The organism is Allotabrizicola aquatica (SeqCode) (assembly GCF_965194375.1).
Classification (GTDB): Bacteria; Pseudomonadota; Alphaproteobacteria; order Rhodobacterales; family Rhodobacteraceae; genus Tabrizicola_A; species Tabrizicola_A aquatica.
This window is the reverse complement of the sequence record NZ_OZ239428.1, coordinates 372023-392805: the sequence shown is the minus strand read 5'-3', so window position 1 is coordinate 392805 and position 20783 is coordinate 372023. Positions and strand designations below refer to the sequence as shown.

The window sequence follows — 20783 nt, the reverse complement described above, 5'->3', positions numbered from 1 at the left end:
GGCTTGGGCCGGGGGCTGCAACCCCCTACGCGCAGCCCTTCAAATGGGTTGTGATACGCGCGACAGGGCGCTAGCCTTTGGCCAAAGGATCTGTCCCATGACCAGTGAACGGCTTAGCTTCAAAGAGATGTGCGCGCGGTTTGATGTGACCCCGCGCACCTTGCGCTATTACGAATACATCGAACTTCTCGACCCCGAAAAAGAGGGCCGGGCGCGCTTCTATGGCCCGCGCGAAGTGGCGCGGATGAAGCTCATCATGCGTGGCCGCCGCTTTGGCTTTTCGCTTGAGGAAATTCGCCAGTGGCTCTTGATCTACGGCAAGACCGGTGAGCGCGATCAGCTGGTGCTTTTCCAAGAGCTGGCCGATCGCCAATTGGCGGCCCTGCAGGCCCAAAAGGCCGAGTTGGACAGCACGATTGCCGATCTGATGGCCCTGCGCGCCACAGCCGCCGCCGAGATCGCCAAAGGCTAAACGCTGGGCGGCGCAGCAATGCTTCCCGCAGCAGCCGGAAAGCGCACCCGTGCCAATAGCCCCGTCCCGCCGCGCCCCGTGGTTAGATCCAGATCCGCCCCGAATAGGGCCGAGATTTCCGCCGTAATCGCCAGCCCAAGGCCCATCCCGCTGCTTTGGCCTTTGGCAAGGCTGGGCAAGGGGCGTGTCGCCCCGCGCTGCGCTTGCAAGGCGGCGGTCCTTTGGTCGGCGGACAGGCCTGGACCATTGTCCTCGACCTCAAGCACCGCGTGCCCCGCCTCTTCCAGCACCCGCACCGTCACCATTGCCCCCGCCCCGGCATAGCTGATCGCATTGGCCACAAGGTTCTTCAACACCTCGGCCAACAGCACTGCATCGGCCAGAACCACGGCCTCCTCCAGCCCTTCAAACCCCAGATCAATGTCGGCAGGCAGGGCGCTTGGCACCATCTCGGCGGTGACCTCCTTGGCAATCGCGGCCATGTCCACCGGTTGCAGCACCGCCGCGCCCGAACTCGCATCCACCCGCGCCAGCACCAAAAGCTGCGCCAGCACCCGCTCGGCGCGCTCCAGCGCGCTGCGGGCCTTGTCGCTGGCCGTGGCGGTCTGCGCGCGGCTCTCGCTGCGGTCCATCAGCGCCAATTGCGTGCGCACCACGGCCAAGGGGGTGCGCAGTTGGTGGCTCGCATTGCCGGTAAAGTTGCGCAACCCCTCCAGCGCGGTTTGCAGCCGCCCCATGAACGAGTTGATCGCGGCCACCAGCGCCTCCACCTCCTCAGGCGTATTGGCGGTGACCGGGCGCAGATCGCCCGGCGAGCGTTCGGCAATCGCCTCGCCCAGCCGCTCCAACGGACGCAGCGCCAAGGTCACCCCCACCCAGACAATGCCCGCCACGCCCAGCATCAAAAGCCCAAGCCTCAGGGCCGAGCGGAACAGGATCGCCCGCGCCAACGCCGCCCGCGCGCGGGTGCTTTCGGCCACCGTGACGCTAAAGGCGATGGATTTCGCGCCCGTAGAAACCTCGCGCAGCAGGGTCGCGCTGCGGATGCCAACTTGCCCATAAACCCCATCGGCAAAGCCCACGCCCCCGGGGGGCGCGCTGACGACCGCCAGATCGCGGTAGCCGGTCAAGAAACTGCCCACCGGCCCATCCACCCGGTAAAACACCTTGTCCTGCGCGGTCGAGGCCAGCATTTCCAAAGATGAAAACGGAATATCCACCTCCAGCCCGCCCGATTGGTCCACCGTCACCCGCTCGGCAATCGCCAAGGCAGATCCGACCAGCACCCGGTCGGACACGCTTTGCGCCGTGCGCAGCGCCTCCCGCCAAGTGTCCACCAAGGCCACAAGGCCCAAGACCGCCGTGGCCATCAAAAGCCACAGCAACAAACGGCGGCGCAGCGAATAGGGTTTCATGCCGTCTCAGCCGGTTTTTCTAGAAGATAGCCAATGCCGCGCACCGTCCGCAGCGTCAGGCCCAAAGGCGCCAGCCGTCGGCGCAGCCGCGAGATATACTGCTCAATCGCATTGTCCGACAGCATGTCATCCAGCGATGTCAGCGATTGCACGATCGCCTCTTTCGCCACCACCTTGCCCGCCCGCGTGACCAAAAGCTCCAACAGCGCACGTTCACGCGGCGGCAGGTCGATGATCTGGCCAAGGGCCGCGAATTGCCGGGTCGTCAGGTCCAGCGTCAGCGCCCCAAGGCTGACCGTGGCCGACCGCAATCCAGCCTGACGGCGCAGCAAAGACCGCACCCGCGCCTCGAACTCGCGGATGTCAAAGGGCTTGGCCATATAGTCATCGGCCCCCAGATCCAGCCCGCGCACCCGGTCCTCGGCGGTGCCACGCGCGGTCAGGATCATCACGGCGGCGCGGTTGCCACTGGCGCGCATGGCGCGCAGCACGGAAAGACCATCCAGATGCGGCAGGTTCAGATCAAGGATCATCAGATCATACTGCTCGGCCGCCACCAGCGCCCGTGCCGCCTCGCCATCATGCACACAATCCACCGCATAGCCCGAGGAGACCAGAAGCGACACCAGCGCCTCAGCAAGGGGCAAATCATCTTCAACCAATAAAAGACGCATAAACGGACCTTTCTGCCTGACAGGTTAGTCGCAAAACCTGCGGTTGTGAACGGCCAGTTGATCGAGCAAGCTGAGGGGCATGATATTGCGTCTGGTATTCCTTTGCCTTTTGGCCCTTTTGGCCCGCCCCGCTCTGGGCGAAGTGGTGACCCATGCCGCCCCCGATGGCAGCGCCGGGCGGCAGTTGGTGATCTATTCCACGCTGGACAACCGCCTTGCCACGCCGCTGATCGCCGCCTTTCAGGCCAATCACCCCGATGTGTCCGTGCGCTATGAAGACCTTCTGGCCGCCGACATCGCCGCGCGGGTGATCGCCGAAACCGATGCGGGCAGCAGCACGGCAGATTTCCTGTTCTCCTCGGGCATGGATTTGCAACTGAAACTCGCCAACGACGGCTATGCTCAAGCCGCCCCGGTGCCCGCCGCCAAAGGCTGGCCCGCTTGGGCCAAATGGCAAGACACCGCGTTTGCGCTGACGGTGGAACCGGCGGTTCTGGTCTATCATAAGCCGTCCTTCCCGGATGACCCGCCGCAGTCACGGCTGGAGCTGATGACATGGCTGCAAAATGCGCCGGGCACGGCGGCGGGCAAGATCGGCACCTATGACATCGAACAATCCTCGGTCGGTTATCTGTTTCTGGCCCGCGACACCGAACACTTTGCCGATATCTGGTCCTTGCTGCGGGTGATGGCGCGGGCGGGCTTGCAGACCTTTCCAACCAGTCAGGGCATCATCGACCGGGTGGCCGACGGGCGGCTCCTTTTGGGCTATAACATCCTAGGGTCCTACGCCGCCGATCAGGCGCGGATGGAGCCCAACTTGGGGCTTGTACTTTTGCGCGACTATACGGTGGTGCTGTCGCGGGTGGCGCTGGTGCCGCGCGCGGCGGCCTCGCCCGATCTCGGGGCCGAGTTTCTAGAGTTTCTGATGGACGCCGAAGGCCAGACGCTTTTGTCCGAAAAGCTCCGCCTGCCTGCGGTCAGCCTTGAGGTGACAGGTGCCGGCAGCGGCGCGGCCATGCAGGCCGCCTTGGGCGACCAGCTGCGCCCGGTTCCCGTCAGCCCCGGTGTTCTGGTCTATTTGGATCAAGCCAAGCGCAAGCGCCTCTTGCGGCTTTGGAACGAAGCTTTGGCCGAGCGCTAACGCCTGGCCCCGGCTGTCAGCTTCTTGACAGGTTCTTGTGCTGAACTTTCCCCCAAGATGGGCACGAGGAGGTGCCGTCTTGGAAAAAACGCACGAAATTCGTGCATTGGGAGGAGAATCATAATGAAACATACGCTTTTGAGCGCAGCTTTTGCCACGATGCTGGCCATGCCGGCGCTTGCCAATGATTACATGATTATGGCACCCGCCGCCCCCGGCGGTGGCTGGGATGGCACGGCGCGCGCCATGCAAGAGGTGATGCAGGCCGAAGGCATTTCCGCCTCGGTGCAGGTGCAAAACGTCCCCGGCGCGGGCGGCACTGTGGGTCTGGCACAGTTTGCCTCCTCCACCGCAGGCGATGCCAGCCAGCTGATCGTCGGCGGCTATGTGATGGTCGGCGCAATCCTGACCAATGAATCGCCCGTCTCCTTGGCCGATGTCACCCCGATTGCCCGCCTGACCGGCGAGGCCGTGGGCATCGCGGTTCCAGCCGCCTCGCCCCTTCAGACGATTGGCGATCTGGTTGAAATGTTGAAGGCCGATCCCGGATCGGTGTCATGGGCGGGCGGCTCGGCCGGTGGCGTGGACCACATCACCGTCGGCCTCTTGGCCAAGGCGGCGGGGGTTGACCCGACCAAGATCAACTATGTCGCCTTCTCGGGCGGTGGTGAGGCGCTGGCGGCCATCCTCGGCAATCAGGTGACCGTGGGCATTTCCGGCGTCGGTGAATTCCTACCGCAGGTCGAGGCAGGCACCATGCGGATGCTGGCCGTTTCCACTGCCGAAAAATGGCCGGGCACCGATGCACCGACGCTGATGGAATCGGGCTATGACGTGAACGTGCAGAACTGGCGCATGGTCGCCGCCGCGCCGGGCCTTTCGGATGAGCAAAAGGCCACCGTCGCCGCCGACATCGACAAGCTGGTGAATTCGGCAGGCTGGAAGGCCATGCTGGAAACCAAGGGCTGGGCCAACACCTACCTTGCCGGGGCCGATTTTGACGCCCAACTCGCCAAGGAAATCGAGTCCACCACCGCCGTCCTCAAGGACATCGGTCTGGTGAAATGACCGGCTTTGACCGCGCAACTGAACGTCGCCCCGATGGGGCGGCGTTCATCATCGCCGCAATCTTGGCCGCGCTTGGCGCCCTGTTGATCTGGCAAGGCCGCGCCATTCCCGACAAGGGCGGCTATGCCGGAATCGGGTCGGGCGAGGCGCCCTTGTTCGTCGGCCTGTGCCTTTGGGCACTGGCGCTGGCCCATGTCTGGAAGGGCCTGCGCCATGGGGCCATGGGCGTGCCGCGCCAGAACCCGGTGCCGATCCTCTTCATCATCGGCGGGCTCGCACTGCAATTGGCGCTCTTGCACGTCTTGGGCTTTTCCATTGCCTCGGGCCTTCTCTTCGCCTGCACCGCCGCCGCCTTTGGCAAGCGCAACTTTGCCATCAGCCTGCCTGCGGGCATTGGCTTTGCGCTGGCGATTTACGGCGTCTTTGACCAGCTTTTGAAGCTGAACCTTCCCGCCGGGTTTCTGGAAACCCTGATCTTCGGGGGCTAAGATGACAACATTCGATTTCCTGTTGCAGGGCCTTGGCACGGCCCTTGACCCGATGATCCTGCTTTACGCGCTGATCGGCGTGACACTGGGCACCGCCGTCGGCGTCTTGCCCGGCATTGGCCCGGCGCTGACGGTCGCGCTGTTGCTGCCCGTCACCTACGGGCTCGATCCTGCCGGGTCGCTCATCATGTTCGCGGGCATCTATTACGGCGGCATGTATGGCGGCTCGACCACCTCGATCCTTCTGAACACACCGGGCGAAAGCGCGTCCATTGTGACCGCGCTTGAGGGCAACAAGATGGCCCGCGCCGGGCGCGGCGGCCCTGCCTTGGCCACCGCCGCCATCGGCTCCTTCGTGGCCGGGCTTCTGGCCACGCTCGCGCTGGCCTTCCTTGCGCCCCATATTGTCAAACTCGCCCTCGTCTTTGGCCCGCGCGAATACTTCGCGCTGATGGTTCTGGCCTTTGTCACCGTCTCCGCCGCCTTTGGCGAAAGCACGATGAAGGGGCTGACCTCGCTCTTCGTCGGCCTTGCCTTGGCGATTGTCGGGATCGACGGGTTGACCGGTCAGGCGCGGCTCTCCTTCGGCGTCCCACAGCTTCTGGACGGCATTGAAGTCACCACCCTTGCCGTCGCCATGTTCGCCGTGGGCGAGGCACTCTTTGTCGCCGCCCAAGGGGCAGGCCTGCAAGACAAAGTCCATGCCATCAAAGGCTCTGTCGCCATGACGCGGGCGGACTGGTCGCGCTCCTGGCGGCCATGGCTGCGCGGCACGGCCATCGGCTTTCCCATCGGCGCCATGCCCGCAGGCGGGGCCGACATCGCAAGCTTCCTGTCCTATGGCACCGAAAAGCGCTTTGCCCGAAAGCCCGAAGAATTCGGCCATGGCGCGATTGAAGGCGTCGCAGGCCCCGAGGCCGCCAACAACGCCGCCGCCGCCGGAACGCTGGTGCCTTTGCTGACGCTGGGGCTGCCCACCACGGCCACCGCCGCGATCATGCTGGCAGGCTTCCAGCAATTCGGCCTGCAACCGGGGCCTTTGCTGTTCGCCACCGCGCCACAACTCGTTTGGGGGCTGATCGCCAGCCTGCTCATCGCCAATATCATGCTTTTGGTGCTGAACCTGCCGCTCATCCGGCTTTGGGTGAAACTCCTCACCATCCCGCGCCCGTGGCTTTACGCCGGGATCCTCCTCTTCGCGACCTTGGGCACCATCGGGGTCAACCCCTCGCCGGTGGAGCTGTCGATGCTGATGATCTTTGGCGTCATGGGCTATGCCATGCGCCTGCACGGCTATCCCATCGCGCCGGTGGTGGTGGGCCTGATCCTTGGCCCGATGGCCGAGGCGCAACTGCGCCGGGCACTGGCGATCAGCCAAGGCGATTGGTCCACGCTGGTCAGCACACCGCTCGCAGCAGGGCTTTTGGCGGTGGCGCTGGCGGCCTTGGTGATTCCACCCATCCTGCGCTGGCGCGGCAAAGGCGCCGTTCTCAAGCAGATTGCAGGCGACGAAGACTAAGCTTTGGGCGGCCCGTCCCGGTCGCCCAAACGCGCCCTTACGTCACGCAGGCTTCTGACGTGACGTTACATTTACGTTAACGTCAAGCACTCTACTATCATGGTCCAGCGCGCCCCACTTCGGCGCGGCACCCCAGCCCAAGGGCCAGCCATGACCGACACCGCCGACACTCTAACGATCCGCGAGATGTGCGCCGCATTTGACGTCAGCCCCCGCACGCTGCGCCTTTATGAGACGAAAGAGCTTTTGTCGCCCATCCGCCTTGGCACAAGGCGGCTTTTCACCAAACAAGACCGCGCGCGGCTGCGGCTGATCCTGCGCGGCAAACGCTTTGGCTTTTCGCTCGAGGAAATCCGCCAGCTTCTCGACATGTATGACCGCGACGGCTCGAACGAGGCGCAGCTTTTGCGCACCTATGACATTGCCAAAGACCGGCTCGCCCAGATGGAGGCGCAACGCGCCGAACTCGACGTGGCGATTGCCGATCTGAAAACCCAGCTGGCTGAGGGCGAAAAAGCCCTTGCCGCCTTCCGCAAAACCGCCAGCGCCGCCTAAGGAGACCCCGATGACCAGCTACACCGCGCCCCTCAAGGATATGGCCTTTCTCTTGCACGATGTGCTGAAGATCGGCGCATCGGACATCCCCGGCTACGCCGATCTGGACCGCGGCTTCACTGCCGCCGTGCTGGAAGAGGCGGGCAAACTCGCCACCGATGTGCTGGAACCGCTGAACGCGGTCGGTGACCGCGAGGGCTGCACCTTGGAAAACGGCGTAGTGCGCACCCCCACCGGGTTCAAGGCCGCCTTTGACAAGCTGCGCGAAGGCGGCTGGCCCGCGCTCGATTGCGATCCGGCTTATGGCGGGCAGGGGCTGCCTTACCTCATGGGCACTGCGGTGGGCGAGATTCTGGTTTCAGCCAATATGGCCTTCAACATGTATCAGGGCCTGACCCATGGCGCCTATTCCGCGATCCACGCCCATGGAACCGACGCCCAAAAGGCGCTTTATCTGCCCAAGATGGTGACCTGCGACTGGACCGGCACCATGAACCTGACCGAACCGCATTGCGGCACCGATCTTGGCCTCATGCGCACCCGGGCCGAACCTCAGGCGGACGGCAGCTACAAGATCACCGGCACCAAAATCTTCATCTCGGCTGGCGAACATGACATGGCCGACAACATCATCCATCTGGTGCTGGCCAAGGCCCCGGGCGGGGGAGAAGGCACCAAGGGCATTTCCCTTTTCATCGTGCCAAAGTTTCTGGTGAACGCTGACGGCTCGCTTGGCGCGCGCAACAGCCTTGCGGTGGGCAAGGTCGAACACAAGATGGGCATCCACGGCAACGCCACCTGCGTGATGAACTATGACGGCGCGACGGGGTATTTGCTGGGAGACCTCCACAAAGGCATGCGCGCCATGTTCACCATGATGAACGAGGCGCGGCTGGGCGTGGGCCTGCAAGGCTATGCCGTGGCCGAAGCCGCCTATCAAAACGCCGTCGCCTATGCGCGTGACCGTCTGCAAGGCCGCGCGATCACCGGGGCAGAAAACCCCTTGGGGCCTGCCGATCCCCTAATCGTGCACCCCGACATCCGCCGCAGCCTGATGGACCAGAAATCCTTCGTCGAAGGCGCCCGCGCCCTGACCCTGTGGGCCGCCAGCCTGATCGACCGCGGCCACCGCACGGGCGATGCCGCCGCCGAAGGTCTGGTGTCGCTGATGATCCCGGTCATCAAGGGCTTCCAGACCGACCGCGGGTTTGAAATGGCCGTGCAGGCCCAGCAGGTCTGGGGCGGGCATGGCTATATCGAGGACAATGGCGTCAGCCAATTCGTCCGCGACGCCCGCATCGCCCAGATTTATGAGGGCGCCAACGGCGTGCAGGCGCTGGACCTTGTGGGCCGCAAGCTGACGCAAGACGGCGGCAAACATGTCATGGCCTTCTTTGAAATGGTGAAGGCCGAATGCAAAGCGCATGACGCAGACCCCCGCATGGCCGCCTTTACCGAACCCCTGAAACAGGCGTCCAAAGCCATGCAGGCGGCGGGCATGTTCTTCATGCAGAACGGCATGAAAAACCCCAATGCGGCGCTCGCGGGGTCTTATGACTTCATGCTGATGATGGGCCATGTCTGCATGGGCCTGATGTGGACGCGCATGGCCGCAGCCGCCTCTCAGGCGCTCAACGCAGGTGGCGGCGATGATGCTTTCCTCACCACCAAAATCGCCACGGGCCGCTATTACATGGCCCGCCAACTGCCCGCTTGCGCCATGCACCTCGCCCGCATCGAAAGCGGCGCAGATCCGGTGATGGCCTTGGCGGCGGAGGCGTTCTAATCTTGGGGCAGAAAATTCTTGAAGTAAGAATTTTGCCCCAGAGCAACCCGAGGTATTAAATGCCCAAACGCTTTCGCCTGACCCGGCGCTTTCCCGTTGCCATGACCGAAGACGGCTACCGTCGCCTCACGCGCTTCGCGACCGAGGCCGGGCTGGATGAGGGCGAAGCGCTGTCGTTTCTGTTCGAGCATTTCGATTCTGTGACCAACCATGACAACCTCACCCACCGGCTGCGGCTCTTCAACGCCGAGCTGGAGGGGCGGAAAGGATAGGGAGGCGCGGGTGGACCGGGCGGGAGCCTCCGGCGGGAGTATTTGGACCAAGATGAAACCCAGATCCGCCCCGCCTTCGAGGCTCCGTTTTGGCTATCCGTCATGTCGAAGGCGGGGTTTCACCTTGGGAGGCCATCGGCTCTCCAGCCTGTGCCACGGGATGAGATTGAAAGGTAATGATGAACAAATCCTTTTCATCTTGGTGAAAATACTCTCTGGGGGTCCGGGGGGCGAAGCGCCTCCGGGGCTGGGGCAGAGCGCAACGATAGGGAGGACGCGATGACGATCACGCTTTATGGCTTTGGTGAAAGCGGCAATGCCTACAAGGTGGCGCTGATGCTGCAGCTCACCGGCACGCCTTGGGAGCTGCGCTTTGTTGATTTTTTCAAGGGCGAGGCGCGCAGTCCGGAGTTCCTCAAGCTCAATGAAATGGGTGAGGTGCCGGTGTTGGTCGACGGCGATCAGGTTCTGACCCAATCGGGCATGATCCTTGACCATCTGGCGGAAAAGACCGGGCGGTTTGGGGGGGCTACGGCTGATGAAGCGCGCGAGGTTTGGCGCTGGATCCTGTGGGACAATCACAAGCTGTCCACCCAGATCGGCACAGCGCGGTTCTTGGCCAACTTCCTGCCCGAGGACAAGCGACCGGCCGGTGTTGTGCCCTTTCTGCAAGGCCGGCTCAAGGCGGCCTACAAGGTGCTGAACAGCCATCTCGAGGGGCGCGATTGGATCGTTGGCCAAGGCCCGACCATCGCAGATTTCTCCTGCTGCAGTTACCTTTACTACCCCGAGCCTTACGGCTTTGACCGCGCCGAATGGCCTGCGATAGACCGCTGGCTGGCCCAGATCGCCGCGCTGCCAGGCTGGGCGCATCCCTATGATCTGATGCCGCGCGCACTGCCGGGGGCAGGCGGATGATCCCTCGGCCGGTTTCCACCGAAGGCCCCAGATGTGACGCAGCGAAAGCGTTGCGCGACGGGGCCGCAGGGCGGACAAAGGGACACCGCCCAGCCAAACTGACCTTCGATGACGCCCCCCGCCGACCCGACCAAGGAGCCCAACCATGACCGACGCTTTCATCTATGACGCCGTCCGCACCCCCCGTGGCAAGGGCCGCCCGGACGGGGCCTTGCATGAGGTCACCTCGGTTGCCCTGTCGGCAGGCCTCTTGAACGCCGTCAAGGCGCGCAACGGGCTTGAAGGCCACGCGGTCGAGGATGTGATCTGGGGCAATGTCACCCAAGTGGGCGAGCAGGGCGGCTGTCTGGCCCGCTCGGCGGTTCTGCTCTCAGACCTTGACCTGTCCATTCCCGGTCTTGCCATCAACCGCTTTTGCGCCAGCGGCATGGAGGCGGTGAACCTTGCCGCCAATCAGGTGCGGGGTGGGGCTGGCGCGGCCTATATCGCGGGCGGGGTCGAAATGATGGGCCGCGTTGCCATGGGCAGTGACGGGGCCGCCATTGCGGTGGACCCGGCCCTTGCCATGAAAACCTATTTCGTCCCGCAAGGCATTTCGGCCGATATCATCGCCACCGAATACGGCTTCACCCGCGAGATGGCCGATGCGTTGGCCGTAGAATCCCAACGCCGGGCGGCCGCCGCCTGGGCGGACAACCGCTTTGCCAAATCCATCGTCCCGGTGACCGACCGCAATGGGCTGACCATTCTGGACCGTGACGAATACATGCGCCCCGGCACCGATATGGCTACCCTTGCCGCCCTGAAGCCTGCCTTCAAGGATATGGGCGAAACCATGCCCGGCTTCGATAAGATCGCGCTGATGAAATACCCGCATCTGGAGCGGATTGCCCACATCCACCACGCCGGAAATTCCAGCGGCATCGTCGATGGCGCCGCCGCCGTGCTGATCGGCAATGCCGATTTTGGCCGCGCCCATGGGCTGAAGCCCCGCGCGCGCGTCCGCGCAACGGCCAAGATCGGCACCGATCCCACGATCATGCTGACCGGTCCGGTTCCGGTGACCGAAAAGATCCTGCGCGACAGCGGTATGTCCATCAAGGACATCGATCTGTTCGAGGTGAACGAGGCCTTCGCATCGGTCGTCCTGCGGTTCCAGCAGGCCTTCAACGTCGATCCTGCGCGCGTCAACGTCAACGGCGGCTCTATCGCCATGGGCCACCCGCTTGGTGCGACTGGCGCGATCATCATCGGGACGCTTCTGGATGAGTTGGAGCGCACGGGCAAATCGACCGGGCTTGCCACGCTGTGCATCGCCTCTGGCATGGGTGCTGCCACGATCATTGAGAGGGTGTAATGGCCAAGATCAATCTTGCCTCCCTGCCGGTCAAGACCGGCTCCATCTACCCCGCGCCCTATGATGCCTTGGTGGCGGGCCGGTCCTCCTTGCGGTTGGGCGATGCGGGCGGGTTGACGCAGTTCGGCGTCAATCTGGTGACGCTGGCCCCAGGCGCAATGTCCTCCATGCGCCACTGGCATCTGGCGGAAGATGAGTTCGTCATTGTCACCGAAGGCACCTTCATCATGGTCACCGATGCGGGCGAAACCGAAATGGGCCCGGGCGATTGTGCGGCCTTTCCGGCGGGCAAACCCGACGGCCATCACTTCCTCAATCGCACCGATAAGCCGGCCCGTTTCCTTGTGGTCGGCTCAAAAGCCCCGCGTGAGGTGGCCACCTACAGCGACGAGGACCTAATGGTCATGGTCGAAGCCGGTCGCGCCACATTCACCCACAAAGACGGCACCCCCTATATCGCCCCCAAGGGAGACCAGTGATGACCGATTTCACCTATGCGATGGACGCCGATGGCGTCGTGACCCTGACCTGGGACGTCAAGCACAAGTCGATGAACGTGATGTCGACCGAGGCGTTTATGGACCTGTCGGGCATGGTGGACCGGGCCTTGGCCGACCCTGCGGCGAAGGGGATCATCATCACAAGCGCCAAGAAAGATTTCGCGGGCGGGATGGACCTTAAGGTGATCGCCGCCATGCGGGCGGGCGGCGCTCAGGCGATCTTTGATGGCGTCATGGGCATGCACCACGTGCTGCGCAAGATCGAACTGGCGGGCATGGACCCCAAGACCAAAAAGGGCGGCAAGCCGATTGTTGCGGCCCTGCCCGGCACGGCGCTGGGCATCGGGCTGGAACTGCCCCTTGCCTGCCACCGCATCATTGCCGCCGACAATCCACGCGCCAAGATTGGCCTGCCCGAAATTCTCGTCGGCATTTTCCCCGGCGGTGGCGGCACCACGCGCCTGACGCGCAAGATGGGCGCGATGATGGCGGCCCCCTTCCTGTTGGAAGGCAAATTGTCTGATCCCAAATCCGCCAAAATGGCCGGGCTGATTGATGAGGTCGTGGCCCCCGAGGATCTCTTGTCGCGCGCCAAGGACTGGGTGCTGTCAGCCAAGGACGCGGACCTTGTGAAGCCTTGGGATGACAAGGGCTATAAAATGCCCGGAGGCGCGCCCTATCATCCGGCCGGGTTCATGACCTTTGTCGGCGCCAATGCCATGGTGGCGGGCAAGACCATGGGGGTCTACCCGGCCGCCAAGGAACTGCTGGGTGCGGTCTATGAGGGCGCGCTTGTGCCCTTTGACACCGCGATCAAGATCGAGGCGCGGCACTTCACCGCGCTGTTGATGAACCCGTCCTCCACCGCGATGATCCGCTCCTTGTTCATCAACAAAGAGGCGCTGGAGAAGGGTGCAAACCGGCCATCGGTGGCCGATCAGACGGTGAAGAAGGTTGGTATCATCGGGGCTGGCATGATGGGCGCGGGGATCGCCTATGTCTCGGCCAATGCCGGGATCGAGGTGGTCCTGATCGACGCCGCACAAGAGGCGGCGGATCGGGGCAAGGCCTATTCCGAGGGGCTGTTGGACAAGGGCATCCAGCGCAAGAAGGTTACGGCTGAAAAGAAGGCCGAAGTTCTGGGCCGCATCCAGGCCACCACCGATTATGCAGCGCTGGCCGGCTGCGATCTGATCGTCGAGGCGGTGTTCGAAGACCCGAAGGTCAAGGCCGAGGTGACGGCACGCGTCGAGGCGGCGGTGGGTGAGGCGTGCATCTTTGCCACCAACACCTCCACCCTGCCGATCTCGTCCTTGGCCAAGGCTTCAAAACGGCCCGAACAGTTCATCGGCATCCATTTCTTCTCGCCCGTCGACAAGATGATGCTGGTCGAGATCATCCGCGGCAAGGCCACGGGCGATGTCGCGGTGGCCAAGGCGCTGGATTACGTGCGCCAGATTCGCAAGACACCCATCGTGGTCAATGACGCGCGGTTCTTCTACGCCAACCGCTGCATCATTCCCTACATCAACGAAGGCATCCGCATGGTGGCCGAAGGGGTGGAACCCGCGCTGGTGGAAAACGCGGCCAAGCTGGTCGGCATGCCCTTGGGGCCGCTGCAACTGGTGGATGAAACCTCAATCGATCTCGGCGTGAAAATCGCCAAAGCCACCCGCGCCGCGATGGGCGATGCCTATCCTGATGGCGCGGTAGATGAGGTGCTGTTCTGGATGGCCGCTGAGGGGCGTCTGGGCAAAAAGGCCAACGCGGGCTTTTACGCCTATGACGCGGCGGGCAAGCGCGAGGGGCTGTGGGAGGGCTTGGAGGCTCGCTATCCCGTGGCCAAGGACCAACCCGATCTCGGGACCGTGCAGCACCGTCTGTTGATGGCCCAAGTGCTGGAAGCCGTGCGCGCGCTGGAAGACGGTGTCTTGACCGACATCCGCGAAGGCGATGTGGGCGCGATCCTTGGCTGGGGCTTTGCGCCCTGGTCCGGCGGGCCGTTTGGCTGGCTCGATATCATCGGGGCGGTCAAGGCGGTGGAGATTTGCGAAGGTCTGACCGCCAGCGAAGGCGCGCGCTTTACCCCGCCGCAGATGCTGCGCGATATGGCGGCCAAGGGGCAGAGTTTCTACCCGGCTGCCGGTGCCAAAGCGGCCTGACCGCCAAGCTGCCCCCCACCCCCAACCCCTCCCCACAAAGGGAGAGGGGAGGCGGGCGCTGGTCATGGGGCAGGATCGTCAAACGCGTAGCCGAAGCGCGCAATATCCTCGGCGCAATCTTCGGCAATAAGGGCGGCGTCGGCATCACTGTAATAACCCCGCCAATCGCGCGCGCGCGCGCTTTCATTGGCGCGCGGCAGAGGGGTGAGGCGAAAGCCCAGATGCGCCTCTAACGGGGCAAGATCGCTGTCCAGATGCTCTACGCGTGCGTAAAGCTGGCAGCGATCAGTGCCCCTGCGATCGCGCAGATAGGCGGCGGCGGGCCAAAGCCGAAAGGCGGTGCGCGTCTGCGGATGGGCCAGAAAGCCGCTGAAGGTCGTGGCCTTGGCCAGACCCACTGCCGGATGGGCAAAACTTTGGGCGCGCAGCCAGTGGTAATAGCTGACCGCCCGATCCCAAGGGTTGCGCACAAGGGTAAAGCAGAACATGCTGGCCAGATCGTCCGCCGACAGAACCCCGTCGATATCGGCGAGCGTGGCATGTTTCCACAGCCGCCCCGCCGGCTTGAGCGCCTTGAGCCGCCCCCGCCGCGCCCTCGCCTTGGGCGTGTCACCGATCAAGATATCGTCTTTCATCGCCCGCCCTTCCAGCGCCAGCGTCAGTGCGGTCCCCCCGGTTTTGGGGATATGGACAAAGACAAAGCGGCGGCCGGGCGAGATGATCATGCGGCCGCCCGGTCGTGGGTAGAGCGGGCGGGTGCCTCCGGCGGGGGTATTTGGGCCAAGATGAAACGCATGGCGCTAGACCGGATTGGGCAGCGGGCGGCCTTCGGCAAAGGCAAAGACATTGTCCAGCGCCATAAGACCCATGGCGGTGCGCACCTCCAGTGTGGCGGTGCCGAGATGGGGCAGCAGCGTGACCGTGTCGAGCGGCAGAAGATCGGGGTGGATCGTGGGTTCGTGCTCGTAGACATCCAGCCCCGCACCGGCGATCTGGCGCGCTTGCAGCGCCTTGGCCAAGGCGGCCTCATCCACCACATCGCCGCGCGCGATGTTGATGAAGAGGCCATGCGGCTTCATGCAGGCCAGCGCCTCGGCGTTGATGAGGTGGCGGGTGGCAGGCCCGCCGGGGACGGCGACCACCACGAAATCAGCCGCCATGACCTGCTCTAGCGGCGCCGCGCGGGCGGGCAGGCCCGGATCGGTGGCGCTGCGGTTGTGGTAAAGGATTTCCATCCCGAAGCCATGATGCGCGCGCCGCGCGATGGCCTTGCCGATGCGGCCCATCCCGATGATGCCCAGCGTCTTGCCCGAGACATGGGTGCCGAGCATCTGCGTCGGGTGCCAGCCTTCCCAAAGCCCGGCGCGCACCAGCCGCTCGCCTTCCGCCGCGCGCCGGGCGGTCATCAGGATCAGCATCAGCGCGATGTCGGCGGTGGCATCGGTCACCGCACCGGGGGTGTTGGTGACCTGCACGCCTGCCGCGCGGGCGGCGGCCACGTCGATGTGGTTAAAGCCAACACCAAAGTTGGCCAGCAGCTTGGCGCGGGGTTGGGCGACATCGGCAAAGACCTGTGCCGAATAAAGATCGCGCAGCGTCGGCAGCACGATGTCATAGTCGCGCAAGGAGGCGCGGAGTTCGTCCGGGGTCAGCGGCAGGGTGTTTGCGCGGGCCGTGACGTTAAACCGCGCATGGGCGGCGGCCATCACAGGGTCGGGCAAGGGCCGGGTGATCAGTAGTTTCATCAAAACAGTTTTCCTCCCAAGGGCACGTCATGGCCCGGTCCTATTAGCACCACCTCGCCTGTCTCATCTGGCAGGCCCAAGATCAACACCTCGGACATGACCTTACCGATCTGGCGGGGTGGAAAGTTCACCACCCCCAAGACCTGCCGCCCGACCAGCCCTTCGGGCGTGTAGTGGCGGGTGATCTGGGCAGACGAGCGTTTCTCGCCAATCTCAGGCCCGAAATCGACCCAAAGCTTGATCGCAGGCTTGCGCGCCTCGGGGTAAGGTTCGGCGCGGGTGATGCGGCCCACGCGGATGTCGACGCGTTCGAAGTCAGCATAGGTGATGGTCATTTGCCAAGCTCCCGTCCACGGTCGGCTGCGGCCTGAATGGCGCGCGCCATCAAAGGGGGCAGGCCGGTGTCTCCGTCCATCAGCACAGCCAAGGCCGCCGCTGTGGTGCCGCCCGGCGAGGTGACATTGATGCGCAATTGTGCGGCGGGGTCAGGGGATTGAAAGGCCAGTTCTCCCGCCCCGCATACCGTGGCGCGTGCGAGCTTCATCGCCACATCGGGCGACAGCCCCTGCGCCACACCGCCCGCGGCCATCGCCTCGATCAGGTGGAACACATAGGCCGGGCCTGAGCCCGAAACCGCCGTCACCGCGTCGATCTGATGCTCGCCGTCAAGCTCCACCACCTCACCCACCGCGGCCATAAGATCGGCGGCCAGCCGCAGGCCCGCCGCCCCGGCATGAGCATTGCCGCAGATGCCGGTGATGCCGCGCCCCACCATGGCGGGGGTGTTGGGCATGGTGCGCACAATCGGGGTGCGGTCGCCAAAGGTGCTTTCAAAGGTGGCAATCGAGGTCCCTGCCGCGATCGACACCATCAGCGTCGTGCCATTGCCCAGCGCTTGCAGCGCAGGCAGGGCCGCGCCCATCATCTGGGGCTTCACCGCCAAAAGCGCCACCGCAGGCGCGGGCGGCACACCTGCGTTCAGATGCACGCCGGTGGAGGTCAGCCAGTCAGACGGGTTCGGTTCCAAAACCCAGATCGCTGACGGCGGCAAGCCCGCCTTCAGCCAGCCCGCCAAAAGCGCCGAGCCCATCTTGCCGCAGCCCAAAAGCACAAGCCCGTCGCGGGCAACCTGTTCCAACGCCATTGAAATCCCCCATCTCTCGGGGCAGAGGTTAGGCCCGACCGTAGGCCTCGGCAATGGCAACCTTCATCGCCTCGGCCGGGCTGCGGTCGCCCCATACGGCCAATTGGAAGGCCGGGTAGAACCGTTCCGCCGCCAACACCGCCGATGAAATCAGCCGGTCAATCTGTTCGGCCCCGGCCATCTGACCGCCGGCAAGGCACAGGCCATAGCGCCAGACCATCAACTTTTGCTCGGCCCAATAGGTGAAGGCCCCGGTCCAGACCATGTCATTGCAGCGGTTCAAGATGTCATAGACCACCGGCAGCCGGTCTTCGGGCGGTTCCATCTCAAAGGTGCAGATCAGGCGCAGGGTTTCATCTTGGGCCGACCAGGCCAGCGTCAGCGAATAGGTGCGCCACTGGCCTTCAACCGCCATGGCGATCTGGTCATCGGTGACGCGGTCAAATTCCCAGTCATGATGGGCGGCCAGATCTTCGACGATGTCGATCGGATGCAGGTCATCCAGCGAAAGGAAATCTTCTGAAACCGACATACCCGCCCCATCATTAGGCCCTTTGCGGATAAGATCCCACAACTGGCTGAGTGTCTGGCAAAGATCTGCGTAAGCCCGACTAGAACTTACTAGATATAGTGGGGCGAAGGCGAAAGCCTGTAAAGTGAAATCTGATGAAATCTTCTGTGGATAAGCCCGTGAGGCAGGCCTTGCGCCCTAGAAGGGGGGGCTTGGTCGCCGATTTGGTTGGCCTATCGGCTGAACCAGATCGCCCGATCAGCGCCGCAAAAGGCGGAAGCCTGCCGAAGCGGCCCAGCCCGCGACGGCGGCCAGCACCAGTGAGATCAGGCCGTAAAGCAGGGGCTGTTCATGCGCCATGATATAGAGCGTGCGCTCCAGCCCGGTCTTGCGTACGCCGATCACGCGCTCCATTTGGTCGATCACTTGGCCATCGCGGGTGATGAACATCCGCACCTTATAATCGCCCTCGATCAGGTTCGCAGGCAAGGTCACATCGGTGCGAAACAGCGTTTCCTCCGCCAGTTGCACCTGGCCTTGCAACAGGCGGTAGATGTCTTCGTTGCTGCGGATGCGTTCAAGGGCGGCGATGAATTCATCCACGCTGGCGGCCTCGGAGGCGCCGCCGATGACTCGGATCGCATGGGGCAGGGTGATGCGATAACGCAGGTCGTCAGTGTCCGACAGGATGTCATCGACCAAACCGGTGGTGGCAACGGCATAGAAGGACGGTGCAGCGTCCACCGTGACCGATGAGGTGTTCACCCAAATGCCCGCCACCCGTTCCTTGCGGCGGATCACCAGCGGGATCGAGGGGCCTTCGACCGTGATGATCACCTCAAGTGGAGCGCCTGTGGGTGCAGGTGCCTCGCGTTTCACCGCGCCGTAGATCAGAATTTCGGACCCGTCAAAGTTTGCCGTGATCGCCACGCGGTTCTGCGACAGGCCCGACACGATCTCTTCGCCCTGTGCCCGTGCGGCGCCGGTAACCAGCACCAGCGCCGTGGCTAACCACAGCGCCAGCGCACCCGGGACCCAGCAACGGCGCGCGGCGGCACGCAGGCCGCTCACGGCAGCACCAAGGGGGTCAGCGAGAAGAGCTCGGCCGGGCGCAGCAACAAATCCAGCGCGATCTTGATCGCCACCGCCAGCACCAGCGCGGCGAGGAGGATCCGCAATTGCTCGGCCTTCAGCCGCGTGCCCACCAGCGTGCCAAACTGCGCCCCAATCACCCCGCCGATGATCAGCAACAGCGCCAGCATCATATCAACGGTATGGCTGTTGACCGCATGCACAACCGTGGTGAAGCCGGTCACAAAAATGATCTGAAAGAGCGACGTGCCGATCACCACCTTGGTCGGCATGCCAAGGATATAGATCATGGCCGGAACTAGAATGAATCCGCCCCCCACCCCCATGATCCCGGCCAGAAAGCCCACCAGCGCGCCCACGCCCAAAGGTGGCAGCACCGAGATATAAAGCCCCGAAGCGCGGAACTTCATCTTCAGCGGCAGCCCATGCACCCACGTGTGGACATGGGCGCGGCGAATGGGGGCCGCCCCGCCATGGCGGCGGGCGCGCAACAAGGCGCGCGCGCTTTCAAAGAACATCATCGCGCCGATCAGGCCCAGAAACAGCACATAGGACAGCTGCACAAAGAGATCGACCTGCCCAAGCTCGGTCATCCAGGAAAACACCCGGACCCCAACCCAAGAGCCAAAAAGGCCCCCGACCAACAGCACAGACCCCATGCGGAAATCGACGGCCTTGCGTTTCAACTGCGCCAGCACGCCGGAAATCGACGAGGCCACCACCTGATTGGCCCCGGTCGCCACCGCAACCCCGGGCGAAATGCCGATGAACAAGAGGAAGGGCGTGATCAGAAACCCGCCGCCCACACCGAACATGCCCGACAAAAAGCCCACGATTCCGCCAATCCCGAGAAGCAGGAAGGCGTTGACCGAGACCTCGGCGATGGGGAGGTACAGTTGGAACATCAAGGTATGTTGGAAAGGGGCCTGTTGTCCAAGACTTGCGCCCGTTTCGCGGGCTTGTCAAATCCAGATCGAGATGGCGGATAACGCCAGTTGGCAGGGGGGTGTGCGGTGGGGCCTTTTGCCTGCCGGATTGCCCCCACCCCCAACCCCTCCCCACCAGGGGGAGGGGAGGCGGCTGAGGTCAGATGGGGCTGTCAGGGGCGGGCGGCCAACCCGCGCAAATAGGCCCGCAAGATGCGCTCCAGCTTGGCCGCGCCCAAAGGCGCCATGGCCTTGGTGTGCTCATGGCTGATTTGTTCGTCCGACATCCCGGCAGCCATATTGGTGATGGTGGAGATGGCGGCCACCTTCAGGCCCAAGAACCGCGCCAATATCACCTCGGGCACGGTGGACATGCCCACGGCATCCCCGCCGAGGATCTTGATGGCGCGGATCTCAGCCGGGGTTTCGAACGAAGGGCCGGAATACCACGCATAAACCCCTTCCGGCAGGGCCACGCCTTCGGCCCTGGCCGCATCCCGCAGGGCGGCGCGCAGATCAGGGTCATGGGCGGTGGTCATCGGGACAAATCGGGCATCGGTTTTTTCACCGATCAGCGGGTTCAGGCCGGAAAAGTTGATGTGATCGTTCAACAGCATCAGATCGCCTGGCCGAATATCGGGGCGCAGGCTTCCCGCCGCATTGGTCACGATCAGATGATCCGCCCCCAGCGCCTGAAGAAGGTCCAAGGCCGGGCGCATGGCGGCTGGATTGCCGTTTTCATAATAATGCTCCCGCGCGCCAAAGACCGCGACCCGCACGCCTTCCAGCGTGCCGATGTGCAGATGCGGGTTGTGGCCCGACACGCCGACATGCGGAAAGCCCGGCAGATCGGCGTAAGGAATGGCCACGCCGTCGACGGCATGGGCCAGATGGCCCAAGCCAGAGCCGAGGATAAGGCCCAGTTTCACAGGCTCGGTTCCCGCGCGGGATTGGACGGTGTGCAGCAAATCAGTCATCGGTCAGTCCAGCGTTGAGGGCAGGAGCGGGGGGTTCACACCCCCGCACCCCCGTGGG

The 20783-nt window shown here is 63.9% G+C and carries 22 protein-coding genes; 12 read left to right on the top strand and 10 right to left on the bottom strand.

Going from position 1 to position 20783, the window contains the following annotated elements; genetic code table 11:
• The first annotated feature begins 97 nt into the window (after positions 1–97).
• Positions 98–472, top strand: a complete 375-nt coding sequence (locus AC72UB_RS15140; protein ID WP_505190500.1) for a MerR family transcriptional regulator — start codon at positions 98–100, stop codon at positions 470–472.
• Here the strand turns inward: AC72UB_RS15140 and AC72UB_RS15135 are convergent.
• Positions 469–1887: a sensor histidine kinase gene (locus AC72UB_RS15135; RefSeq protein ID WP_505190499.1), complete on the bottom strand. Its 1419-nt coding sequence runs from the start codon at positions 1885–1887 to the stop codon at positions 469–471. The two genes, AC72UB_RS15140 and AC72UB_RS15135, sit on opposite strands and share 4 nt — an antisense overlap.
• Positions 1884–2561 (bottom strand): response regulator, encoded by a 678-nt coding sequence (locus AC72UB_RS15130; protein WP_505190498.1) that lies wholly within the window; start codon positions 2559–2561, stop codon positions 1884–1886. Before AC72UB_RS15130 ends, AC72UB_RS15135 begins: the two co-directional genes overlap by 4 nt.
• Positions 2562–2640: 79 nt before the next feature.
• Here AC72UB_RS15130 and AC72UB_RS15125 point away from each other — a divergent pair, with 79 nt between their 5' ends.
• The 11 genes from AC72UB_RS15125 (at position 2641) to AC72UB_RS15075 (ending at position 14330) form a co-directional block, all read left to right on the top strand.
• Positions 2641–3705, top strand: coding sequence for an ABC transporter substrate-binding protein (locus tag AC72UB_RS15125; RefSeq protein WP_505190497.1), 1065 nt, complete (start codon positions 2641–2643; stop codon positions 3703–3705).
• A gap of 123 nt (positions 3706–3828) precedes the next feature.
• The gene (locus AC72UB_RS15120) at positions 3829–4773 is read left to right on the top strand and encodes a Bug family tripartite tricarboxylate transporter substrate binding protein (RefSeq protein WP_505190496.1); all 945 of its coding nucleotides are present in this window, start codon (positions 3829–3831) and stop codon (positions 4771–4773) included.
• On the top strand, positions 4770–5261 hold the full coding sequence (locus AC72UB_RS15115) for a tripartite tricarboxylate transporter TctB family protein (protein WP_505190495.1): 492 nt from the start codon (positions 4770–4772) through the stop codon (positions 5259–5261). Before AC72UB_RS15120 ends, AC72UB_RS15115 begins: the two co-directional genes overlap by 4 nt.
• A gap of 1 nt (position 5262) precedes the next feature.
• Positions 5263–6780: a tripartite tricarboxylate transporter permease gene (locus tag AC72UB_RS15110; RefSeq protein WP_505190494.1), complete on the top strand. Its 1518-nt coding sequence runs from the start codon at positions 5263–5265 to the stop codon at positions 6778–6780.
• A 150-nt stretch (positions 6781–6930) separates the two neighbouring features.
• On the top strand, positions 6931–7335 hold the full coding sequence (locus AC72UB_RS15105) for a MerR family transcriptional regulator (RefSeq protein WP_505190493.1): 405 nt from the start codon (positions 6931–6933) through the stop codon (positions 7333–7335).
• A 10-nt stretch (positions 7336–7345) separates the two neighbouring features.
• The gene (locus AC72UB_RS15100; RefSeq protein WP_505190492.1) at positions 7346–9121 is read left to right on the top strand and encodes an acyl-CoA dehydrogenase C-terminal domain-containing protein; all 1776 of its coding nucleotides are present in this window, start codon (positions 7346–7348) and stop codon (positions 9119–9121) included.
• Positions 9122–9180: 59 nt separating this feature from the next.
• Positions 9181–9393, top strand: a complete 213-nt coding sequence (locus tag AC72UB_RS15095) for a hypothetical protein (RefSeq protein WP_463289264.1) — start codon at positions 9181–9183, stop codon at positions 9391–9393.
• A gap of 279 nt (positions 9394–9672) precedes the next feature.
• The gene (locus AC72UB_RS15090) at positions 9673–10311 is read left to right on the top strand and encodes a glutathione S-transferase family protein (RefSeq protein ID WP_505190491.1); all 639 of its coding nucleotides are present in this window, start codon (positions 9673–9675) and stop codon (positions 10309–10311) included.
• A 145-nt stretch (positions 10312–10456) separates the two neighbouring features.
• Entirely contained in the window at positions 10457–11668 is a 1212-nt protein-coding gene (locus tag AC72UB_RS15085) for an acetyl-CoA C-acetyltransferase (protein WP_505190490.1), read from the top strand.
• Positions 11668–12147 carry a cupin domain-containing protein gene (locus tag AC72UB_RS15080; protein ID WP_505190489.1) on the top strand — a complete coding sequence of 160 codons (480 nt, stop codon included), beginning with the start codon at positions 11668–11670 and terminating at the stop codon, positions 12145–12147. Before AC72UB_RS15085 ends, AC72UB_RS15080 begins: the two co-directional genes overlap by 1 nt.
• On the top strand, positions 12147–14330 hold the full coding sequence (locus tag AC72UB_RS15075; RefSeq protein WP_505190488.1) for a 3-hydroxyacyl-CoA dehydrogenase NAD-binding domain-containing protein: 2184 nt from the start codon (positions 12147–12149) through the stop codon (positions 14328–14330). The genes AC72UB_RS15080 and AC72UB_RS15075 overlap by 1 nt, the downstream gene beginning before the upstream one ends.
• A gap of 62 nt (positions 14331–14392) precedes the next feature.
• Here AC72UB_RS15075 and AC72UB_RS15070 read toward each other — a convergent pair whose 3' ends face one another.
• The 8 genes from AC72UB_RS15070 to AC72UB_RS15035 form a co-directional block, all read right to left on the bottom strand.
• The gene (locus AC72UB_RS15070) at positions 14393–15055 is read right to left on the bottom strand and encodes a sulfotransferase family 2 domain-containing protein (RefSeq protein WP_505190487.1); all 663 of its coding nucleotides are present in this window, start codon (positions 15053–15055) and stop codon (positions 14393–14395) included.
• 75 nt (positions 15056–15130) lie between these two features.
• Positions 15131–16075, bottom strand: coding sequence for a 2-hydroxyacid dehydrogenase (locus AC72UB_RS15065; RefSeq protein ID WP_505190486.1), 945 nt, complete (start codon positions 16073–16075; stop codon positions 15131–15133).
• Positions 16075–16410: a tRNA-binding protein gene (locus tag AC72UB_RS15060; protein ID WP_505190485.1), complete on the bottom strand. Its 336-nt coding sequence runs from the start codon at positions 16408–16410 to the stop codon at positions 16075–16077. Before AC72UB_RS15060 ends, AC72UB_RS15065 begins: the two co-directional genes overlap by 1 nt.
• The gene (proC, locus tag AC72UB_RS15055) at positions 16407–17219 is read right to left on the bottom strand and encodes a pyrroline-5-carboxylate reductase (RefSeq protein WP_463289272.1); all 813 of its coding nucleotides are present in this window, start codon (positions 17217–17219) and stop codon (positions 16407–16409) included. Before proC ends, AC72UB_RS15060 begins: the two co-directional genes overlap by 4 nt.
• 28 nt (positions 17220–17247) lie before the next feature.
• Positions 17248–17751, bottom strand: a complete 504-nt coding sequence (locus tag AC72UB_RS15050; protein WP_463289273.1) for a type III secretion system chaperone family protein — start codon at positions 17749–17751, stop codon at positions 17248–17250.
• A 237-nt stretch (positions 17752–17988) separates the two neighbouring features.
• Positions 17989–18801 carry a TIGR02186 family protein gene (locus AC72UB_RS15045; protein WP_505190484.1) on the bottom strand — a complete coding sequence of 271 codons (813 nt, stop codon included), beginning with the start codon at positions 18799–18801 and terminating at the stop codon, positions 17989–17991.
• A complete protein-coding gene (locus tag AC72UB_RS15040; protein ID WP_505190483.1) occupies positions 18798–19727 on the bottom strand; it encodes a sulfite exporter TauE/SafE family protein in 930 nt (309 codons plus the stop codon). Before AC72UB_RS15040 ends, AC72UB_RS15045 begins: the two co-directional genes overlap by 4 nt.
• 194 nt (positions 19728–19921) lie before the next feature.
• The gene (locus tag AC72UB_RS15035; RefSeq protein WP_505190482.1) at positions 19922–20725 is read right to left on the bottom strand and encodes a purine-nucleoside phosphorylase; all 804 of its coding nucleotides are present in this window, start codon (positions 20723–20725) and stop codon (positions 19922–19924) included.
• Positions 20726–20783: the final 58 nt, after the last annotated feature.